The following is a 19394-nucleotide window of genomic DNA, read 5'->3' as shown; positions in this document are numbered from 1 at the left end:
TGAATGGGTAATGCGAAAGGCCCCGGAGTCCACTCCGGGGCCTTTCGTTCCGTGCACTGGTCGCGGGTCGCTCACCCGCCGCATTCGGACTCGCTGCCCTCCGGCGTCGGGGGCTGCTCGAACTGGTGGTTGAAGCGCTCGCTGGCGGGGCCTCGTTGCTCCCCTCCGTGCCGGCCTTGCCCACCAACGCGCCCATGCGTCTGACCAGGTCCGCGCCAAACGAGGCTGACGTCTTCGGCGTGTCCGCGGAGGTGATCATCCCAGGAGCGAGAGCCGCCGGCTGCCGAGTCTGCGGCTGACGCTCACGCACCACCGGGTTGAATCGCGATCCCGGCTCGCCTGATGCCTGCGCCGACGGATAGCTGTGACGTGGCCCGCCGTGCGTGCTGGGCCCGGCCTGCGAGTTCGCCGCTGGAACCCGCGTCGGCTCCGACGCAGTCGTCTCCGTCCGCCCGGAGGAGTCGCCCCCGACATCGTCGCCTGGAGCTTCTCCTGCGTCAGCGGCTGACCCTCCTGCGTCGGCTCGTCATCGAGGATCAACGACGCTTCCTCTGTCGGAGCCTCGCGAGCGGCCTTCTGCTTCACCAGCGTGTGCTCGTCCTCCTCGAAGTCTGGAGGCTGAAGCGTGTCAATGTCGATGATCTGCCCGTGCTCGGTCTAAATCAGATCGGCCTTGACCGCGAAGTTCTCGCTGATCTCAGCACCTTCGCCATTTAGGATCGAAGCCTGGTGTCGGCGTACACGTGAACGTACAGAGTTCTTGATGCGCGGCGTGCCAACCCCCGGCACGCAGCTGGTCTGGCGTTCGATCATGTCAGTGGGGAAGCTGGTCCGGCGGGCGATGTTCCGCGCGGCCGGTGGCGGGCGGTGCCCCCAGTAGCGGCGCAGGGCGAGGTCAAAGGCGGGTATCGGCCGTCCCAGCGCGGCGAGGGCGAGGCGGATGGTGAGGATGACGCGCTCGAAGTCCATGCCCGCGGACCGTGCGAGGTCGATACGGACCGGGAGCACCTGCCCCTGGTCAAGCGAGGGCGAGTCCCACTGCGCGGGGCGGTGATCGCTGTGGGCGAGCGACGCCTCGACCTTGCGGGGCAGTGTGGACTTGCCGATGCCTCCCACCCCGTGGAAGACGAGGATGTTACGGCGGGGGCTTTCCAGGTCCTCCACATCGAAGCCCGTGCTGTTCACTCGGCGCAGGTGTTCGGCGAGGGCGGTGGTCACTGCCTGCCACTGCGCCTGTCGGTTCGTGAATGCCTCGTTCGCGGAGATACTCCGGTCGTTGGAGCTGAACAGCGTTCGAAGATCCCGCCCTGCCACCACGCCCCCTGACGACCAACTAGGGCTAATCTATGCTTCTTTGAACATTGCGAGGCAAGACCGCAAGCAAGCCACACCGCCTCCGGAGGGCGGGAGCGGACTCGGCGAGACGCCTGGTGCGGTGCGCGACCAGTTCGCGAGGCCAGGACGTGAGCTTCAGCGGCGCCGGGCGGCCGGCGGGTACTACCGTCCCTCCATGGACACCCCAGCACCGCACCCTGACTCGGCATCTTCTGACCCCGACGACAGCGGCGAGCTGGTCGCAACCGTCCGCCTGAGCGGACAGGCGGCCTGGCGCCTGAGGCGTGCCGCCGCGTTCCAGCAGCGTCCGGTCGACGACGTGGCGGCCGACTGCGTGCGCGACGAACTGGACCGCGACGTGTACGACGTGCTGTACACGAACGTCGACGACTACGCCTCCACCCTCGACGGCCTGTCCCAGCGGCTGGCGCTGCTCGTCCGCGAGCTCGGCGCCCTACCGGCAGGCGACGCCGCGAAAGTGATCGCTCAGGCTGCCGCCGAAAAGGGCGGGCACCTGCCCGATCCGTGGCACGCACGCGTGATCGAACAGCTGACGTCCCTGTGGGCAGGCCGCGGCACGTACTTCGATAAGCGCGCCGACGGCACCTTCGGCCCCGTGGAAGACATCAAGATCGATGTCCTGGTCACCCCTGAGCAGTGGGACTCCCTGGGACGCATCGGCGCTCCCGGCAGCCTCGCCTCCGGCGCCCAGAAGGCCATGGCAGCCGGAATCGCGTCTCTCGACCACTGACCAGCTACTTCGCCCCTGGAAGCCGTGCCGCGTATACGGCATCACCTGCGCAGACCTCTTCGGTGCGGTGTCGGTCCGCAGAACTTTCGCGTGGGCGCCGTGCCGACGGCGGCTCTTGGCAGCTGCGGTCTTGATGCTGCGCTGCTCGAGTGACAGGGGTGGCGCACTGTCACTCCGGACGGGGTAGGAGCAGTGACCGGCGGTCTTCGGCGCGCGTTGCACAGGCTGTGCCGAAAACCGCATCCAGCTCCAGCAACGCCAGCACCGGCCCGGCCGTGAGCCCTCAGCCGCTGCCATTTCTCCTGACGAGTCAACAAGGCGAAGCCGCCCGCACGCTGCTGAGCTACGCGGCCTCACTGGAACTGCCCGGGCCCGACGCGCAGCTCGTCGCCGTGGTGGTGACCATCCGGGCCGCCCGCGGTGGCGTCGGCAACCTCACCGGCACGGACCTGTCCGCCCTGCGGCTGGGCGACGCACGTGGCGCCGTCGATGCTCTTCGCGGCCTGGGCTGGCAGATCGACGACGCCCCTTTCGACGGCGATCCCTCCACCCCGGTCCCCATCACCGTCCCCGACCTCGCTCGGGAAACCGGCCATCCCCTGCCCTTCGGGAAGAACGTCCGCTCGCGGGTGTCCGGATGGACCACCAAGACCTTGTCCGCCAAGCCGGTCAAGAAGCTCCCGCCCGCCGCACGGCTGGCCGGGCTGTTCCTCGCCGCACACAGCACGCCCCGGCTCCAAGGTCAGATCCCGCCGGACCTTCCCGCGGCCTGCCGAGCCGTCCTGCCCGACCTCCTGCGCAAAGGCTTCCTCGCCGAACTGTCCGGCGACCGCTTCCGACTCGACCCTGCCGTACGCCACCTGTCCGGCATGCGCCGTCCCACCCCGGAAGAGCAAGCGGCGGAGCCTCCAGAGGGAGCCGCCGAGACCGTACGCGCTTCGACTCCGGAGTTCCAGTGTCGTGTGAGGTCTCAGGACATTGTTGACACGTTGGCCTCGGGACATTGTTGACGGTCTCAGGTGATGGTGGACAAGGTGCCTCAGAGTTTCGGTGCGTGGATCTTGGCTCTGAAGCGGGTGACCGGCCGTTGGTCCTTGCGCGGGTGGAGCGACAGGTCGGCGCCGTTGAGGGTGATGCGGAAGTACGTGTCTTCGACGTGGACGGTGACGAGTTCGCCGGCGTAGGTTCGGCCGACGCGGAGCCGTTGGCGGGCGACCATGATGACGCCGTCGGCGGGCACCTTGCGCTCGACGCGGACCGCTCCGGCCGCGGGCGGAGGGAGTTCTCCGGTGACGACTCGGGCTCCGCGCAAACTCGCGCGCTGGTCGGCGTCGATCGGCGCGGGGAGCGTCCTGGCCAGTACGCCGTCGTGGACGACGTGCAGGAGATGTCCGTCCAGGCGCAGGGTGACGCGTTGGTTCGCGAGCTCGTATCCGATGGTCACGGCGACGCCTCCGAGCTGGGCGATGCCGCTCTGGTCGACGTTGCGGTCGATCTCCACGACGGCGCCCGGTTGCAGCTCCCCCTGCCGTGCCGCGGCCGGTGCGGCCGGAGGGGGGCCTGCCGGGACGGCGCCGCGCAGCGACAGTTCGTGCAGGTTGCCGGCATCGAGACGGGAGGCGACGCTCTTGACCAGCTTGCCGTCGACGAGGACGTGGATGGTGTGTTCGTCGGCCCACACGCGTGCGCGCTGGCCGGCGTAGTCCTGGCCAAGTTTCACGCGCTGGATCCGTGGGAGAACGCCGAGCTGACCGCTGGCGGCGATCACGGCCTCGAACTCCATGGCCTGGGCAGAGGTCGGCACCAGCAAGCCGACCGACCCCTGCGGCTCGGCGGCGTCCTCAGGCTGCTTGTCGGGCACCTCGGGAGCGACGACGACCGTCGGCTCCGGCTGAGGGTTCGGCCTGAACAGGCTGGCGGGCGTGGCCATGTTCAGTGCCTGGTGGGGCCGGGCGGTGTTGTAGGTATGCACCCAGGCGTCGACCGCGGCCTGGGCGGCAGGAAGGTCGGTGAACGGGCCGGAGACGTCCAGCAGTTCGCGCCGAAGTGTCTGATGCCATCGTTCGATCTTGCCGGTGGTGGTCGGCGAGTAGGGCTTGATCAGCTTGGCCGTGATGCCGTTCTCTCTGCACACGCGCTCGAAGAGCACCTCCGCCGGGCGTGGCTTGGTGAACCGGCCGGTGAACTGCTTCCCGTTGTCGGTCAGGACCTCGGCCGGTACTCCGTAGGTGCGCATCGCGCGCACGAATGCATCTGCCACGGCCCGTCCGGAAGGCACCGCCAGGACCGTGGAGACGACGACGAACCGGGAGTGGTCGTCGATGCCCGTGAGCATCTTGCACTCGCGGCCATCCGCCAGGTAGATGCCGCCGACCAGGTCCATCTGCCACAGATGCATCGGCGTCTCGCGCTGCCACCGCTTGTACTTGCGGCGGTGTTTCTGCTGTTGGTGCCGGATGAGCCCGTTGCGCGCCAGGACGCGGTGGACGGTCGCCCGCGACGGCGCGGCCTCAACCGGGGGCCGGGCTATCTCGAAGGCGATCCGGCGAGCACCCCAGCGAGGATTTGTCCGACGCATCTCGCAGACCAGAGCTTCGACTTCGGAGGGAAGCCGGGTCGGACTGGTTCGCGGGCGCCGGGACTTCTCCTGCAGCCCTTCCAACCCTCCGGCCTCGTACTTCGACTTCCAGGTATAGACCGCCTGGCGTGACACGCCGTACCGGATGGCCACCTCACTGACCGGCGAGCCGTCGACAACCTCAAGTACCGCCCGATACCGCTGCTCGACCAGCCACGTAGGGCCATGCTGCCCGGCTTCGTCCCCGACTTCCACAGCAGCTCATGATCGAGGATCGCCGGCGACATCGTCAATGATGTCCCGAGACAACTGTCAAGCTTCTCCCGAGACTCTTCTGTCATCAATCTCCTGATGCCACACACGACACACTCCCATCAAGCGCCCGAAGGGCAAGGGACACAACGGCTGGGAGAAGCAGGCCAATTCCGCACTCGCCAAGCTCCGTGCCCCCGTTGAACACGCCTTCGCCGAACTCAAGCGGTGGCGGGTGCTGGACCTGGTGCGGATCAGCCCGAACCGCATCACCGCCGTGCTCCATGCCCTCCTCGTGATCACGCAAAAGCGATCTTCACTCGCCCGAGGGTAGATCGGAAATGCTCATTGTTGCGGGCGGCGAAAGTCCGGACGTTCTCGTCGGCGTAGACGAAGTCGAGGAAGCGGCCGATCTCGCCCCGGTTCCCGTTGTGCTTGAAGGCGCTGACCCAGTCCACCATGCAGGGGGCACTGACCGCGCTGTCTTCGCGGCCGGGCACGGGCACCAGGCCGACGTCGACGCTGGCCTGCCGCGCGGCACCCAAGAGGGAGGGACGCCCATTGACCATGGCCACGTCTCCCTTCACGAACGTGGAGTAAGCGTCCTTGCGGTCGAGTCGTCCGGGAGGGACGGGGCCGGTGAGCCCCGGCTGCACCAGGTTCTCCTTCAGCCAGGTGAGCATGGCGACGTTCTGCTCGGAGTCGATCCTGTAGCTCCCGTTGGACGCGGTGTAACCGCCATCCGTACCGAGCATCCAGGCCATCGCCTCGACCTGGGCCTCCTCCGGTCCGAGCGGGAGCGCCACGGGGTAGCGGGCATCGGTACGGTTCTTGACCTGCTCCGCCGCGTCCTTCAGCTGCGCCCAGGTGGTCGTAGGTCGCTTCACCCCGGCCTCTGCGAGGAGCTTCTTGTTGTGGAACAGCAGTCTCGTCGAGGCAACGAACGGCAGGCCGTACTGGGTCCGTTGGTACTCGCAGACCCTGGCCAGAGTCTGTACGAAGCCGGCCTGGACGGGGATCGAGAGCAGATCGTCCGCCGCATAGAGCTCTCCGCAGTCGGCGAAGTGGACGTAGGAGCCGAGCTGCGCGATGTCGGGCGGGTTGCCGTCCCGACTCATCTCGGCGACCTTGCGGTCGACGTCGTTCCATGAGACGACATCCACCGTCACATCGATGTCCGGATGTGGTGCTTTGAACGCCGAGGTCAGGTCGGCCCGGTAGCGCTCCGTGCTGTCGGATCGGCCGCTCAGCTCGTAGTCGGCGACGACCATGGTCAGGGTGGTGGGTCCGCTGGTACCGATCTCGGATCAGCCGGCAAGCGGGGCCGACAGGGCCAGGGCCGTGGCGGCCGCGGTCACGGCGCGGCGGTGGCTCGGCACGTGGTCTCCTCGTGCGGGAATGTAGTGGGGCGGCCCCGCCCCCTCCGGTCGTGGTCAGGGAGGGCGGCAGGTGGGGGCGGGCCGCGAACGGGGGTGTTACTTGACGGATCCCGCGGTCAGTCCGGAGACGACCTTGCGCTCGATGAGGGCGAAGAGGATCACGACGGGGACGATGGCGATGACCGAGCCGGCGAACAGGTAGTTCCACTGGACGGTGTAGTTGCCGATGAAGCTGTTGATGCCGACGGTCAGGGGCTGGCCCTCGGGAACGGTCGAGAGCGTCAGGCCCATCACGAACTCGTTCCACGCGGCGATGAAGGTGAAGATCATCGCGGTCACGACTCCGGGCATCGCCAGCGGAAGGGTGATGCGCAGCAGGGCGCCGCCCCGGCCCAGGCCGTCGATCATGGCCGCCTCCTCCAGCGCCTCGGGGATGGAGTAGAAGTACGCGGTGAGGATCCAGATCGCGAAGGCCAGGTTGAAGGCCGCGTTGCAGAGGATCAGGGTCCAGACGGAGTTGAGCATGTCGAGCTGGTAAAACTCGCGGTAGAGACCGACCAGCAGGGACGTCGGCTGGAACATCTGAGTGACGAGCACCAGCAGCAGGAAGAGCCCCCGGCCGCGGAACTTCATGCGCGCGGTGTAGTACGCGGCGGGAATCGCGACCAGCAGGACGAGCAGGGTGGATCCGGCGGAGATGAGCAGCGTGACGCGCAGGTTGTCCCCGAGGTGCGACTCGCGCCAGACGTCGACGAAGTTCCCCCACTCGAAGGCGCTCGGCAGGTAGGTGGCGTCGCGGAGTTCGTCCGCCGGCCGGAGCGCGGTGATGACCATCTCCACGTAGGGCAGCAGGAACACGGCGGCGAGCATCCAGGCGACGGCCGCGACGAGCAGCACGCGCGGGCGCGGTCGGCGCGGGGCCCGGGGGGATCGCCGACCCACCTCGCCGGCCTCGGGGGTGGTGGGTGCCGCGCGGTCGGCGTGGTCGAGGGTCTGCTGGGACATCAGCTCTCCTCCTGGTTCCAGCGGGTGGCCTTGAGGAAGAGGGCGACCATCAGCAGGACGAGGGCGAAGTTGACGACGGACATCGCCGCGGACTGGCCGATGTCGGCGTTCTTGAGCTGGTACATGAAGACCGTGGTGGTGGCGGTGTCGCTGTCCGGGCCGCCGCGGGTCATGGACCAGATGATCGGGAACGAGTTGAAGACGTTGATCAGGTTGATCACCATGCCGACGAGCAGCGCCGGGCGCAGCAGCGGGAGGGTGATCCGCACGTAGATCTGCCAGGGGGTGGTTCCGTCGACCCTGGCGGCTTCGTAGACCTCGGCGGGGACGGTCTGGAGCCCGGCGAGCAGGGTGTACGTGGTGAAGGGCAGCGACACGAACACGGCGACGAACATCATCCACGGCCAGGCGGTCGCGGGGCCGCCGAGCCAGTCCTTCGGGTCGTCGACGATCCCGAGGTCGGTCATGAGCGTGTTGAGGACGCCGGCCGTCCGGTCGAGCATCCACTTGAAGCCGATCGCTGTCATCACGACCGAGGCGGCCCAGGGCGCGATCAGGGCCCAGCGGGTGAGGCGGCGGCCGGGGAACCGCTGGTTGAAGAGCTGTGCCAGCGCCAGCGAGAGCACCATGGTGGCGGTGACGACGACGAGCGTCCACACCACGGTGGACACCACGACCGAGGGCAGCGCCGGTTCCTCGAGGAGCTGCCGGTACTTGTCGAAGCCAGCCGAGCCGCGGACGAATCCGCTGCTGCTGATCTTCAGGAACGACGTGCGGACCATCTCGTAGACGGGCCAGAGGACGACGAGCGCGATGAGCAGGACGGCGGGCCCGATCCAGGGCAGTGGTCCGAGGCGGGCCAGGCCGCCCCGGCCGCGCTTGCGGCCAGGGCGGGCGGGAGACGTTGTGGGGGACACGAGGAGTGCCTTCCGTGAGGTGCGGAGCCTGCGAGGGCCGGGGCCTACTGGTCGGCGACCGCCGCCTCGGCCTTCTTCTGCAGCTCGCCCAGCACCTTCGCGGGGTCGTTCACCGCGGTGCCGCCGCTCTTCTTGATCTCGGCGGAGACGGCGTCCCAGGTGGTGTCGCCCAGCGGGTAGAAGACGGCCTTCGGCAGCAGGGCGAAGAAGGGCTCCAGGTCCTTGTGCTTGCCGTTGGAGGTCATCTCCTGGAGGGTGTCCTCGGTCACCGGCATGAGGTTGTACATCTCGTCGAACTTCAGCGTGTTCTCCTTGGAGTACGCGAAGTCGAGGAACTTCCTGATCTCTTCCTTGTGCCCGTTGTCCTTGAAGGCCATCATCCAGTCGGCCACGCCGAGCGTGGAGGCGAGCGCCCCGTCCTTGCCGGGGATGGGGGCGACGCCGTAGTCGACCTTGCCGTCCTTCGACATCTGGATGAGCGAGGGGTGGCCGTTGAGCATGGCGGTCTTGCCGGCCGCGAAGTCGGCGAAGGCGGTCTTGCGGTCGGTGGTCGCGGGGTTGGCGTAGGTGAGACCGGGCTCGACCAGGTTCGTCTTGAGCCAGCTGAACGCCTCTATGTTGGCCGGGCTGTTCAGGGTGTACGCGCCCTGGGCGTCGGTGAAGCCGCCGCCGCTGCCGAGCTCCCAGATGAGGGACTCGCCCTGGGCCTCCTCGGGGCCGAGCGGGAGAGCGTACGGGGTGACGCCGGGCACCTTGGCCTTGACCTTCTCCGCGGCGGCCCTCAGTTCGGCCCAGGTCTTGGGCGCCTCGGTGACGCCGGCCTTCGCGAAGACCGCCTTGTTGTAGAACAGGGCGCGCGCGGAGGAGACGAACGGGATGCCGTACTGGGTGCCGTCGACCTCTCCGGCCTTGGCGAAGCTGTCGATGAGGTTGGCGCGGGTCTTCTCCGAGAGGACCTCGTCGGCCTTGTAGAGGAGGTCGTCGGCGACCTTGTCGGCGTAGCCGCCGGTCTGGAGGACGTCCGGCACGTTGCCGCTCTGGATCATCGTCTTGGCCTGGGCGTCGATGTCGTTCCAGTTGACGACCTGGACGTCGACCTTGATGGTCGGGTTGGCCGCGGTGAAGCGTTCCGCCACGTCCTTCCAGTACGCGGTCGAGCTATTGGACGCCTTGTCGCCGTAGTCGGCGGCGACGAGCTTCAGGGTCACGTCCCCGCCGTCCGACGCGCCGCCGTCGCCGCCTCCGCAGGCCGTGAGGGTGAGTACACCGAGGGTGCAGGCCGCCACGAACACGCGCTTCTTCATCGTCAGTACCGCCTTTGTGTCTCTCGGCCGGTCGCAACGACAGGCCAGGGGTTCCGAACTGCAGCAAACTATGGACACGCAAGGAGTTGAAGAGTCAGCACGACTTTCGATCAATTGCGAGCATCCGTTGCGGGCAAAGTAAACAGCACATGGAGTCCGACACCAAGGGCCGTTACCTGAAAGATGCGAACCCCCCCGGAGCCGGCGATTGGCCGTGCGGGCCCATCCGGCGCCACTGCGGAACTCCGCCCAACCAGGGAACAAAAAGGACGCGGCGAGAACAATCCGCAAGACTACCTAATCCCACACGGTTTCGATGGGGGTGGGACCGGAAGCCCACGAAACGCGCCGCGCCCCGCCTCCGTAGGTGACGGAGGCGGGGCGCGGCGTGGAGGTCCTGCGGGAAGGGTCGCAGGGGGGTGGTGTCAGACGGTGATGACCTCGATCCCCGCCTCGGCGAAGCGCGCGGCCATGTCGGGGACCAGGCCCGCGTCGGTGACCAGCACGTCGACGCGGTCGAGACCGCAGATGCGGGCGAACGCCCGCTGGCCCACCTTGGTCGAGTCCGTCGCGAGGACGACCTTCCGGGCCCGTTCGGCGAAGAGCCGGCTGATGCCGGCCTCGTCCTCATGCCGGGTCATCACCCCGAGCTGCGGATCCACGCCGTCGACACCGAGGACCGCGATGTCGAGCACCACCTGGTTCAGCACCCCCTCGGTGAGCGGACCCACCAGCTCGTACGTCTGCGGCCGGGCCACACCGCCGGTGACGACGATCTTGAACTGAGGGCGCACGGTCAGCTCGCCGGCGATGTTGAGTGCGTTCGTCACCACGGTGAACTGGGGGGCGGCCTCGTTCCGCTCGCCCACGCCGCTGCCGGCACGGAGCGCCAGCGCGCGGGCCACCTCCGTCGTGGTGGTGCCGCCGTTGAGCCCGACGACGTCGCCCTCCGTCAGGAGCTCGACCACCGCCGTCGCGATCCGCTGCTTCTCGGACGTACGCCGCGAGGACTTGTAGCGCAGCGGAAGTTCGTACGAGACGCCGTGCGCCATCGCCCCGCCCCGCGTCCGGACCAGGAGCTTCTGCTCGGCCAGCTCGTCGAGGTCGCGCCGGATGGTGGCGGGCGACACGGCGACCGCGACGGCGGCCTCCTCCACGTCGAGCTTGCCGTCAGCCGCGAGCAGCTCCAGCAGCCTGCTCCATCGCTCCTGCTTGGACACGTGCCACATCCTTCTGGGTCCCGGACTCGTTCGCTCCCTCACGGGATGCGCGAAAACGATCGTAGCTTCGCAGCCTTCACGCAGACCGCGCGTGGTGCGATCTGCACACGCCAGCAGCGTCTACACGCGTCGACTCCTGGACTCTTAGACTCTTCCGTCGGATACTGCGCTCAGCCCACATGCGCTTAGACGCTTGATACATGCCCTAAATAAGCACAATCACACATAGAGGCGGTTTGATCGCATGACTCGAAGCCCTCATCCTGCTCCGCCGCCGGCGGCACACTCCCACAAGCCCGACGACCGGGGGTGCGTCCTCGGCCTCGACGTAGGCGGCACTGGCATGAAGGGGGCCGTCTTCGACTCCGGAATGAAGCCTCTCGCCTCGGTGCACCGCCCGACTCCGCGGGCGCAGGGACCAGGCACCGTGGTCGACGCCGTCGCGGACGCCCTTGCGGAGCTAGGGCGAACGGCGACCGAATACCGGAAGCACATACTCCACGCCGGGGTGGTGGTGCCCGGGATCGTCGACGAAGACCTGCAGAAGGCCGTGTGGTCGGCCAACATCGGGTGGCGGGACCTGCCCCTGGCGGCACTCCTGCAGGGCAGAACCGGACTGCCCGTCACCCTGGGCCACGACGTACGCGCGGGCGGTCTGGCCGAAGGGGCACTCGGCGCCGCCCGAGGAGCGCGCGAATCCCTCTTCGTAGCCATCGGAACCGGCATCTCGGCCTCCGTCATCAGCGACGGTCGATCCGTCCGCAGCGGAGGGTACGCCGGTGAGCTCGGGCACGTCGTCGTCGAAGCCGACGGGGATCCGTGCGCGTGCGGCGGCACCGGCTGCCTCGAGACGGTGGCCTCTGCCTCCGCCGTCGCAGCCGCCTATACGGCTCGCACCGGGCGGGCGGTTTCGGGCGCGGCAGACGTCGCGGCCCTGACTGAGCAGGGCGACCCGGCGGCCAGGGCGATCTGGAACCGGGCGGTCGACGCTCTGGCGTGCGCGCTGGCGACCGCCGTCACACTCTTCGCACCCCAGTCGCTGGTGATCGGAGGCGGCCTCGCCGAGGCGGGCCGGCTCCTGTTCGACCCGGTGGAAGCCGCGCTCGCCGCGCGGCTGACCTTCCAGAGGCGCCCCGTGGTCCTGCGGGCCGAGCTCGGGGACAGGGCCGGATGCCTCGGCGCCGGACTCATCGCCTGGCAGGAAGCCGGGCGCGCCCACGTCAGCACGCCGACGGGAGCCCTCACCTCATGATCCTCACCGTCACGCTCAATGCGGCCCTCGACGTCACGTGGCATGTCGACCGCCTCACTCCCCGCTCTTCCCACCGCGTCGAGACCGCGCACGAACGAGCGGGCGGCAAGGGGATCAACGTGGCCCGCGTGCTCGCCTTCCTCGGGCACACGCCGGTCGCCACCGGCCTCGCCGGCGGGCCCACCGGACGCCTGATCCGTGAAGGACTCCATGCCACAGGCATCCGGGACGAGTTCGTGGACGTGGCCGGGGACTCGCGGCGCACCCTTGCGGTCGTCTCTCACGACGACGGCGACGCCACGGTCTTCAACGGCCGGGGGCCGCAGGTCACCGAAGCAGAGTGGGAAGCCTTCCGCCAGCACTACGCGAGCCTCCTCCCCGAGGCGCGCGTGGTCGTGTTGAGTGGCAGCGTGCCTCCGGGGTTGCCCGGAAACGCCTACGCCCAGCTGATCCGCGACGCGGCGAAGGCCGGGGCGGCCACCGTGGTCGACACCAGTGGTCCGGCGCTGACAGCCACCCTGAAGGCGGGTCCTGACGTCGTCAAACCCAACGCGGACGAGATCACGGCGGCCACGGGCCGACACGATCTCCAGGTCGCGGCCGCGGCGCTACGCGCCTGGGGAGCCTGTACGGTCGTCGCGTCCGCGGGTCCCGAAGGGCTGTACGCGCTCACGCCAGATGGAGGCTGGCTCGCGAAGCCTCCCGAGCGGCTCTCCGGCAACCCCACGGGGGCGGGTGACGCCTGTGTGGCCGCGCTGGCAGCGGGTCTGGCGGCCGGCGCCCCCTGGGCCGACACCTTGCGGGAGGCTGTGGCCCTGTCGGCAGCGGCGGTGCCGTGCCCGGTGGCAGGGGACGTAGACGCGGGGGTGTACGAGCGGTTCCGACGGATAGCACCCGTCGAGGTGCTTCCCTTCCCGCGCGACCACCCAAGCGTCATGCTCACTGTTGCTCGAATATGGCATCGTTCAATCATTTCTTGACTATCTATCTGCATGTAGCGCACCATGAACGAGCATCGTTCTCCCCGCCTCGACGGCCCCGGAAGAAGGAACCCGCGTGACCACCTGCGAAACCTCCCGCACCTCCATCGAGATCGCCTCCCAGCCGGCCGTCTGGCAGCGCACCGTCGAGTCGGTCGGCCGCTTCGCCTCGGCACTGCCCCGGCGTGGTGAGCGCGTGGCCGTGGTGGGCTGCGGCACGTCCTGGTTCATGGCGCACGCCTACGCCCAGCTGCGCGAGGCCGCAGGTCACGGCGAGACCGACGCCTTCGCCGCCTCCGAGTTCCCGCACGGCCGCCAGTACGACCGGGTCCTCGGCATCAGCCGCTCCGGCACTACCACCGAGGTCCTGGACCTGCTCGGACGGGTGCGGGGCGCGGTGCCCACCAGCGCGATCACGGCGGACCCGAGCACCCCCGTGATGACCGCCGCCGACGCGGTGGTGGTGCTCGACTACGCCGACGAGGAGTCGGTGGTCCAGACGCGGTTCGCCACCACGGTGCTGGTCCTGCTCCGCGCACACCTCGAGGCGGAGGACGCCCTGCCACTGGGCGTCCGGCTGGTCGCCCAGGCGGTTCGAGACGCCCGGCGGGCCCTCGAGGTGCCCCTCGGCCCCGAGGTGACCGGTGCCGAGCAATTCACGTTCCTCGGCAGCGGCTGGACCTACGGACTCGCCCAGGAGGCCGCCCTGAAGATGCGTGAGGCGGCCGGCGCGTGGACCGAGGCGTACCCGGCCATGGAGTACCGGCACGGGCCCATCAGCATCACCCGACCCGGACGCGTCGCCTGGCTCTTCGGCGCCGCACCGGAGGGACTCACTGACGACATCGCCCGGGTCGGTGGTCACTTCGTCTCCGCCTCAGGAGGCATGGCCGACGGGCTCGACCCCCTCGCCGATCTGGTGATCGCCCAGCGACTGGCCGTCCACCTCGCCCTGGCGAGCGGTCAGAGCCCGGACACCCCCCGGAACCTGACGCGCTCCGTCATCCTCCAGGACGCCTCTGCGTAAGCGCCGCACATCATCCCCCGACCCGGCAGGCGGCCGAGCGCGCCGCTCAGGCCACTGCTGGGGCCCTGGCTGTCCGCGGACGGCGCCCCCACCGCTTGTGGAGAATCTTCATGCCCCTCACCCCCACCGATGACATCATCGGTCCCGCGTCCGCTGGCAACCGAGGCGTCGGCGCCTTCAACGTCGTGCAGATCGAGCTCGCCGAGGCCATCGTTGCCGGAGCCGAACGGGCCGGGCTCCCCGTCATCCTGCAGATCAGCGAGAACACCGCCCGCTACCACGGCGCGCTCGCCCCGATCGCGGCCGCGTCGCTGTCCCTCGCCGGCTCCGCCTCCGTGCCGGTCGCCGTCCACCTGGACCACGCCGAGACGGCTGAACTCGTCCACGAGGCCGTCGCGCTCGGCTTCACCTCGGTGATGTTCGACGCCTCCCGGCTCCCGTACGGGGCCAACGTGGCCGCCACCCGCATGATCACCGACCACTGCCACCGGGCCGACGTCTGGGTCGAGGCCGAACTCGGCGAGGTCGGCGGCAAGGACGGCGCCCACGCCCCCGGCCTCCGCACCGACCCGGACGAGGCCCGCGCCTTCGCCGCCGCGACGGCCGTCGACGCGCTGGCCGTCGCCGTGGGCAGCTCGCACGCCATGCTCACCCGCGACGCCGTCCTCGACCTGGCCCTCATCACCCGCCTCCGGGACTCCCTCGGCATACCCCTCGTCCTGCACGGCTCCTCGGGCGTCGGCGACGAGGACCTCTCGAAGGCCGTCGCCGCCGGCATGACGAAGGTGAACATCTCCACCCACCTGAACCAGCTCTTCACCCGCTCGATCCGGGAACGGCTGGCAGAGGCCCCGACCGTCGCCGACCCCCGTAAGTACCTCGGGCCAGCCAGAGAGGCAGTTGCCTCCGAAGTGGAACGGCTGCTGACCGTACTCGCCGGTTGACCCACCACCCGAACACCGTCTGCAACAGCCTGCCCCTCCCCATCAGTCGCACCGCCCGATACATCCGCGTCCAGCTCGTCGGCTCCGACCGCCCTCTCTCCCTCGCCGAAGTCCAAGTCCTCGGCTGATCCGCCCACAGGGCCGTACGTGCGCCCGTTTCAGCGCGCATGCTGCCCTCCCAATCTCGCGTTCACGCCTTCTCATGGTGACCACCACAAGGAACCTGCTTAGCGGAAGCGCCCGGACGGACCAGGACGCTCTTGTCCAGGGCGCGCGATGCGCGTAGTGACACGAGACGACGTCATCGCGCAACCTCCACGCCATCCACTGTGCCCTACGCCGGCCTACCGTCGTCGTGCCGCCTCCTCGTCCTCCACAGACGTTCGCTGGACCCGTGTCTCCTCGGCCCCGCGAGACGCCGGACCACAGCCGATGGCAACCGTGGAGCCGCCACGTTCTGCAACCCCACTAGCTGCCGGTGGCACCGTCCGCCGCGCTGCAGCCCCGCACCAACTTGTCCAGATGAGTTGGCGTGGATGGGGCGGAAGGCCGGCGGGACGTCATTGCGATTCCGCCCATGGTAGCCACCGTGGGTCCAATCCCCTCACCTTCACGAAGGACCGCCCATGCGCAGACTTCTGGCACTCGCGATGGCACTCGCGGCCGCCCTGTTGTTCGTCAGACCCGCCCAGGCCGCCGCGCCGACGGGCACGCTCAGCATCGCCTCGGCCACTGTCGCAGCTGACTCGCCCGTCTCATTCAGCTACACGACCACATCGAGCAACGCCAAGAACTGGGTCGGGCTCTACTCCGATCCCGGAAACGGGCCGGTCAACCAGACCTACGTCGCGTCCTCGGCCAAGTGGATCTACACCCCCGGTACGAGCGGTACCGCCTCACTCCCGACGACAGGCCTGGCCGCCGGCAACTACATCCTGTACTACCTCTACAACGACGGGTACACCTGGCTGGCGCAGCCCGTCCCGTTCAGGATCGTGGACCCGGCCGCCGGGCCGTCATGGTTGTCCACCGCGTTCCCCCTACGCAACGGCAAGGTCTCGGCCCTATACAGCGCGACAGTCGCCGGCCTTGTTCGGGGCAGCACGACCGGGCTCACCTTCAGCAAGACCTCCGGCCCGGCATGGGCGTCAGTGTCTCCGTCGGGTGTCTTGTCCGGCACACCCACCGCCGCCGGTACCGTGACCGTCGGCGTGCGGGCCACCAACTCCGCTGGGAACAGCGCCGACGCGACCGTCACGATCCGCGTCCAGTCCGGTGTTCTCGTCCCCCAGCTCAGGGCGCTGACCTGGAACCTTTGGCACGGCGGCACTCAGGTCGTCGGTGGACTCGACAAGGAACTGAGGTTCCTGCTCGACCAGGACATCGACGTCGTCGGCATCCAGGAGAACGGCGGAACGGCCGCCCAGCAGATCGCTTCCGCGCTCGGCTGGAGCTTCTACCAGAACACCGACCAGGCGGTCATCAGCCGCTACCCGATCACCGCGACCACGCCCACGGTTGCCGGTTCGGCCGTTGCCGCCACCATCGACCTGGGTTCCCGGTCTCTGCGGCTGTGGAGCGCCCACCTCGGCTACCACCCGTACGGCCCCTATGACGCCTGCTTCGGCCGCATGAATGTGCAGCAGCTGATGGACCGCGAGGCGCAGTCGGGCCGGACCGGTCAGATCAACTCGATCATCTCCGCGATGAACAGCGACCTGTCGGCCTCGGCATCCACTCCGGTGTTGCTGGTCGGCGACTTCAACTCCGCGTCTCACCTCGACTGGACATCCGCCAAAAGCCGTTGCGGCTACGGAGCCGTCCCGTGGCCGACCTCGGTCTCCGTGGAAAACGCGGGCCTCATCGACTCCTACCGCCAGGCCAACCCGAACCCCGCCACCGACCCCGGCATGACCTGGTCCCCGCTCTACAAGACGTTCACCGGCGGCTACGGCTACGACAGCCACATCGGTGAGCCGGAGCCCCAGGACCGGATCGACTTCATCCACTACAAGGGCCCGCTGACCGTCCTGTCGTCCCAGACGCTCTGGACCGGCAGTCCCTCGCAGACCAACCCCAGCAGCAACCTCTGGACCTCCGACCACGCTGCCGTACTGACCGTGTTCCAAGTCGGTTGACGCAGCTTCGCCGGCTCCGGCCTCCCAGAGGGTGACCGGAGCCGACCTGCGTCCTGACAAAGGCAGAAAGGATGGGATCTGGGCTTTCTTCAAGACGTGATGAATTCACGCGGTGAGAAACCAGTGACGCCTGTCGATGGGACCCGGAGCACTGGAGTTGACGTCAAGGCCGAAGCACACCCCCACCGGCTCCTCGTGGATGAACCAGGTCGAGCGGTGGTTCGGCCTGCTGACGGACAAACTCATCCGCCGCGGGGTGCACACCTCAGTGAAGGCCCTGGAGCAAGACATCAGGGCCTGGATCGACGGATGGAACGAGAACCCCAGGCCATTCACCTGGACCAAGACCGCCGACGAGATCCTCAACTCCCTCGTGTCGGCGTACAGACCAACGTGGCTCTGGCGAGATTTTCGTAGGCGTAGATCATCTCGGTGACGCGGTCGGCCGGTCCACGTAGCGGGCAGCCTTTGGTTGTGTGCTGTTGAAATGGGCGATCGTTACCGCAGTTGGCGGATGTGCTGGTGGAGTCGATCGATGTCTCTGATACTGGTGTGACGGTTCACGCCCATACGAGATCCGGTGTTCCTGCAGGATGTACGGGGTGCGGCGCGCTGAGTGCGTGGGTCCACAGCCGGTACGTACGGCGCCTCGCCGACGTCACTCTCGCTGGCCAGCCTGTGCGTATCGACTTGTCCGTGCGCCGTCTGTACTGCGAAAACGCGACGTGCCCGAAGGTGACCTTCGCCGAACAGATAGCGGGGCTGACCATGCGCTACCAGCGTCGCACACCGCCAGGGCTCCGTCAAGTTCCCCGGATGCGCGGGTGGTTGACGATCAGGGCTGGTAGAGGCGGGTAGCAGTGCAGGCACGGGGGTTCGTGATCATTGTGGTGACTAAGCCAGATGATCATGAGGATGTCCCGTGCCTGCCGTTGCATCTTCNCAGGGCTCCGTCAAGTTCCCCGGATGCGCGGGTGGTTGACGATCAGGGCTGGTAGAGGCGGGTAGCAGTGCAGGCACGGGGGTTCGTGATCATTGTGGTGACTAAGCCAGATGATCATGAGGATGTCCCGTGCCTGCCGTTGCATCTTCCCCTATCCCTGCCGTGCTGGAGAAGCTGGGTCCGCTGGATGCGGACCGGATCGCTGACCTGTGCCCCTACCTCGCGTCGGTGCCCGATCCGCGTTCACGCCGGGGCCGCTGGTACTCCCTGGTGTCGGTCCTGCTGGTGTGTGCCTGCGCGGCCGTGTCCGGTGCGAAGAGCCTGGAGGAGATCGCCGAGTTTGCCGAGCGGGCCACGAACACCCTGCTGGCAACCCTGGGGATCCGCCGTCACCTGCTCGGCTGGCGGCGCGGCCCGAAACCGGTCACCATCGGACGCGTCCTCATGGCGGTCGACGGCGACGCCTTGGACCAGGCCGTGGGCGCCTACCTCGCTGACCAGCACCGCAAGTCCGCGTGCGTGGATACGCCGACTGTCCGACGGCGGCGGGTCATCGCCGTGGACGGCAAGGCGCTGAGGGGCTCGGCCCGCCTCGATGCGCCGCGGCGGCACCTGCTCGCGGCGGTCACGCACCACCCCGTCGCCACACTCGCACAGGTCGAGGTCGGCGCGAAGACCAACGAGACGCGGCATTTCAAGCCCCTGCTGGCACCGCTCCACCTCGCTGACGCCGTGGTCACCTTCGATGCCCTGCACTCGGTGAAGGCCAACATCACCTGGCTGGTCGAGACGAAGAAGGCCCACTACATCGCGGTCATCAAGACCAACCAGCCCACCGCGTACGCCCAGCTCGCCGCCCTGCCCTGGGCATCGATCACCGTCCAGCACACCGCCTCCCGCGCCGCCCACGGACGGCGCGAGTCCCGGTCGATCAAGACCTGTTCCATCGCCGACAGCCTCGGCGGGATCGCCTTCCCGCACGCCCGCCTTGCCATCCGCGTCCACCGCCGCCGCAAGCCCACCGGCAAGCCCGAGAGCCGCGAGAGCGTCTACGCCGTCTCCAGCCTGGATATCCACCAGACCAGCCCCGCCGACCTCGCCGCCGCCATTCGCGGGCACTGGGGAATCGAAAATTCCTCCCACTACATCCGAGATGTCACCTTCGCCGAGGACGCCTCGACCGTCCACGCCGGCAACGCGCCCCGCGCCATGGCCACCTTCCGCAACCTCGCCATCGGCACCCTGAAGCTCCTCGGAGCCGACAACATCGCCAAGACCACCCGCGCCATCCGGCACGAACCCGAACGAGCACTCGCCATCCTGGGTATTACCAACAACCCCGGCACTCACGGAACTTGATCAAGCCCTG

Annotated in this window: 18 protein-coding genes and 1 pseudogene; 12 read left to right on the top strand and 7 right to left on the bottom strand. The window is 68.4% G+C overall.

Translation table 11 applies throughout. The features are described 5' to 3' along the window. Positions 1–657: 657 nt before the first annotated feature. A complete protein-coding gene (locus tag QCN29_RS36900) occupies positions 658–1218 on the bottom strand; it encodes a hypothetical protein (RefSeq protein WP_318036734.1) in 561 nt (186 codons plus the stop codon). A 292-nt stretch (positions 1219–1510) separates the two neighbouring features. Here QCN29_RS36900 and QCN29_RS22920 point away from each other — a divergent pair, with 292 nt between their 5' ends. Continuing rightward, positions 1511–2086, top strand: coding sequence for a hypothetical protein (locus QCN29_RS22920; protein ID WP_279930471.1), 576 nt, complete (start codon positions 1511–1513; stop codon positions 2084–2086). Positions 2087–2361: 275 nt separating this feature from the next. After that, positions 2362–3096, top strand: coding sequence for a hypothetical protein (locus QCN29_RS22915; RefSeq protein ID WP_279930469.1), 735 nt, complete (start codon positions 2362–2364; stop codon positions 3094–3096). A gap of 29 nt (positions 3097–3125) precedes the next feature. Here QCN29_RS22915 and QCN29_RS22910 read toward each other — a convergent pair whose 3' ends face one another. Beyond that, positions 3126–4919, bottom strand: coding sequence for an IS481 family transposase (locus QCN29_RS22910; RefSeq protein WP_279930468.1), 1794 nt, complete (start codon positions 4917–4919; stop codon positions 3126–3128). Between the two features lie 118 nt (positions 4920–5037). Here QCN29_RS22910 and QCN29_RS37165 point away from each other — a divergent pair, with 118 nt between their 5' ends. After that, positions 5038–5250 (top strand): transposase family protein, encoded by a 213-nt coding sequence (locus tag QCN29_RS37165; protein ID WP_398859760.1) that lies wholly within the window; start codon positions 5038–5040, stop codon positions 5248–5250. Here the strand turns inward: QCN29_RS37165 and QCN29_RS22905 are convergent. From QCN29_RS22905 to QCN29_RS22885, 5 genes are all read right to left on the bottom strand, one after another. Continuing rightward, the gene (locus QCN29_RS22905) at positions 5216–6187 is read right to left on the bottom strand and encodes an ABC transporter substrate-binding protein (protein ID WP_279930467.1); all 972 of its coding nucleotides are present in this window, start codon (positions 6185–6187) and stop codon (positions 5216–5218) included. The two genes, QCN29_RS37165 and QCN29_RS22905, sit on opposite strands and share 35 nt — an antisense overlap. 204 nt (positions 6188–6391) lie before the next feature. After that, positions 6392–7300: a carbohydrate ABC transporter permease gene (locus QCN29_RS22900; protein WP_279930465.1), complete on the bottom strand. Its 909-nt coding sequence runs from the start codon at positions 7298–7300 to the stop codon at positions 6392–6394. Beyond that, positions 7300–8217, bottom strand: a complete 918-nt coding sequence (locus QCN29_RS22895; RefSeq protein WP_279930464.1) for a carbohydrate ABC transporter permease — start codon at positions 8215–8217, stop codon at positions 7300–7302. Before QCN29_RS22895 ends, QCN29_RS22900 begins: the two co-directional genes overlap by 1 nt. Before the next feature lie 44 nt (positions 8218–8261). Next, positions 8262–9521 (bottom strand): extracellular solute-binding protein, encoded by a 1260-nt coding sequence (locus tag QCN29_RS22890; RefSeq protein ID WP_279930462.1) that lies wholly within the window; start codon positions 9519–9521, stop codon positions 8262–8264. A gap of 425 nt (positions 9522–9946) precedes the next feature. Further along, positions 9947–10741, bottom strand: a complete 795-nt coding sequence (locus QCN29_RS22885) for a DeoR/GlpR family DNA-binding transcription regulator (protein WP_279930461.1) — start codon at positions 10739–10741, stop codon at positions 9947–9949. A 244-nt stretch (positions 10742–10985) separates the two neighbouring features. Here QCN29_RS22885 and QCN29_RS22880 point away from each other — a divergent pair, with 244 nt between their 5' ends. The 9 genes and pseudogenes from QCN29_RS22880 (at position 10986) to QCN29_RS22840 (ending at position 19384) form a co-directional block, all read left to right on the top strand. Then, positions 10986–11993: an ROK family protein gene (locus tag QCN29_RS22880; RefSeq protein WP_279930459.1), complete on the top strand. Its 1008-nt coding sequence runs from the start codon at positions 10986–10988 to the stop codon at positions 11991–11993. Then, positions 11990–12973 (top strand): 1-phosphofructokinase family hexose kinase, encoded by a 984-nt coding sequence (locus tag QCN29_RS22875; RefSeq protein ID WP_279930457.1) that lies wholly within the window; start codon positions 11990–11992, stop codon positions 12971–12973. Before QCN29_RS22880 ends, QCN29_RS22875 begins: the two co-directional genes overlap by 4 nt. Positions 12974–13049: 76 nt before the next feature. Next, positions 13050–14000 (top strand): SIS domain-containing protein, encoded by a 951-nt coding sequence (locus QCN29_RS22870; RefSeq protein ID WP_279930456.1) that lies wholly within the window; start codon positions 13050–13052, stop codon positions 13998–14000. A gap of 110 nt (positions 14001–14110) precedes the next feature. Next, the gene (locus tag QCN29_RS22865; RefSeq protein ID WP_279930455.1) at positions 14111–14944 is read left to right on the top strand and encodes a class II fructose-bisphosphate aldolase; all 834 of its coding nucleotides are present in this window, start codon (positions 14111–14113) and stop codon (positions 14942–14944) included. Then, positions 14941–15072: a hypothetical protein gene (locus QCN29_RS22860; protein ID WP_279930453.1), complete on the top strand. Its 132-nt coding sequence runs from the start codon at positions 14941–14943 to the stop codon at positions 15070–15072. The genes QCN29_RS22865 and QCN29_RS22860 overlap by 4 nt, the downstream gene beginning before the upstream one ends. Before the next feature lie 498 nt (positions 15073–15570). Then, entirely contained in the window at positions 15571–17082 is a 1512-nt protein-coding gene (locus QCN29_RS22855) for an endonuclease/exonuclease/phosphatase family protein (RefSeq protein WP_279930452.1), read from the top strand. Between the two features lie 157 nt (positions 17083–17239). After that, positions 17240–17518: pseudogene (locus QCN29_RS22850) on the top strand (hypothetical protein); the annotation flags it as partial. Between the two features lie 80 nt (positions 17519–17598). Continuing rightward, positions 17599–17940: a transposase family protein gene (locus QCN29_RS22845; RefSeq protein WP_318036735.1), complete on the top strand. Its 342-nt coding sequence runs from the start codon at positions 17599–17601 to the stop codon at positions 17938–17940. 214 nt (positions 17941–18154) lie between these two features. Then, complete coding sequence (locus tag QCN29_RS22840) at positions 18155–19384, top strand: ISAs1 family transposase (protein ID WP_279930451.1); 1230 nt, start codon at positions 18155–18157, stop codon at positions 19382–19384. Positions 19385–19394 lie beyond the last annotated feature (10 nt).

Source organism: Streptomyces chengmaiensis (assembly GCF_029846775.1).
Lineage (GTDB): Bacteria > Actinomycetota > Actinomycetes > Streptomycetales > Streptomycetaceae > Streptomyces > Streptomyces chengmaiensis.
The sequence above is the reverse complement of the archived record's forward strand: the minus strand, read 5'-3'. Positions and strand labels throughout refer to the sequence as shown.

Excerpts from the sequence above, each read along its gene's own strand:
- QCN29_RS22865 (WP_279930455.1), top strand. The coding sequence starts at position 14,111 with ATGCCCCTCACCCCCACCGATGACATCATCGGTCCCGCGTCCGCTGGC.
- QCN29_RS22920 (WP_279930471.1), top strand. The coding sequence starts at position 1,511 with ATGGACACCCCAGCACCGCACCCTGACTCGGCATCTTCTGACCCCGAC.
- QCN29_RS22855 (WP_279930452.1), top strand. The coding sequence starts at position 15,571 with ATGCGCAGACTTCTGGCACTCGCGATGGCACTCGCGGCCGCCCTGTTG.
- QCN29_RS22880 (WP_279930459.1), top strand. The coding sequence starts at position 10,986 with ATGACTCGAAGCCCTCATCCTGCTCCGCCGCCGGCGGCACACTCCCAC.
- QCN29_RS22900 (WP_279930465.1), bottom strand. The coding sequence starts at position 7,300 with ATGTCCCAGCAGACCCTCGACCACGCCGACCGCGCGGCACCCACCACC.
- QCN29_RS22905 (WP_279930467.1), bottom strand. The coding sequence starts at position 6,187 with ATGGTCGTCGCCGACTACGAGCTGAGCGGCCGATCCGACAGCACGGAG.
- QCN29_RS22875 (WP_279930457.1), top strand. The coding sequence starts at position 11,990 with ATGATCCTCACCGTCACGCTCAATGCGGCCCTCGACGTCACGTGGCAT.
- QCN29_RS22890 (WP_279930462.1), bottom strand. The coding sequence starts at position 9,521 with ATGAAGAAGCGCGTGTTCGTGGCGGCCTGCACCCTCGGTGTACTCACC.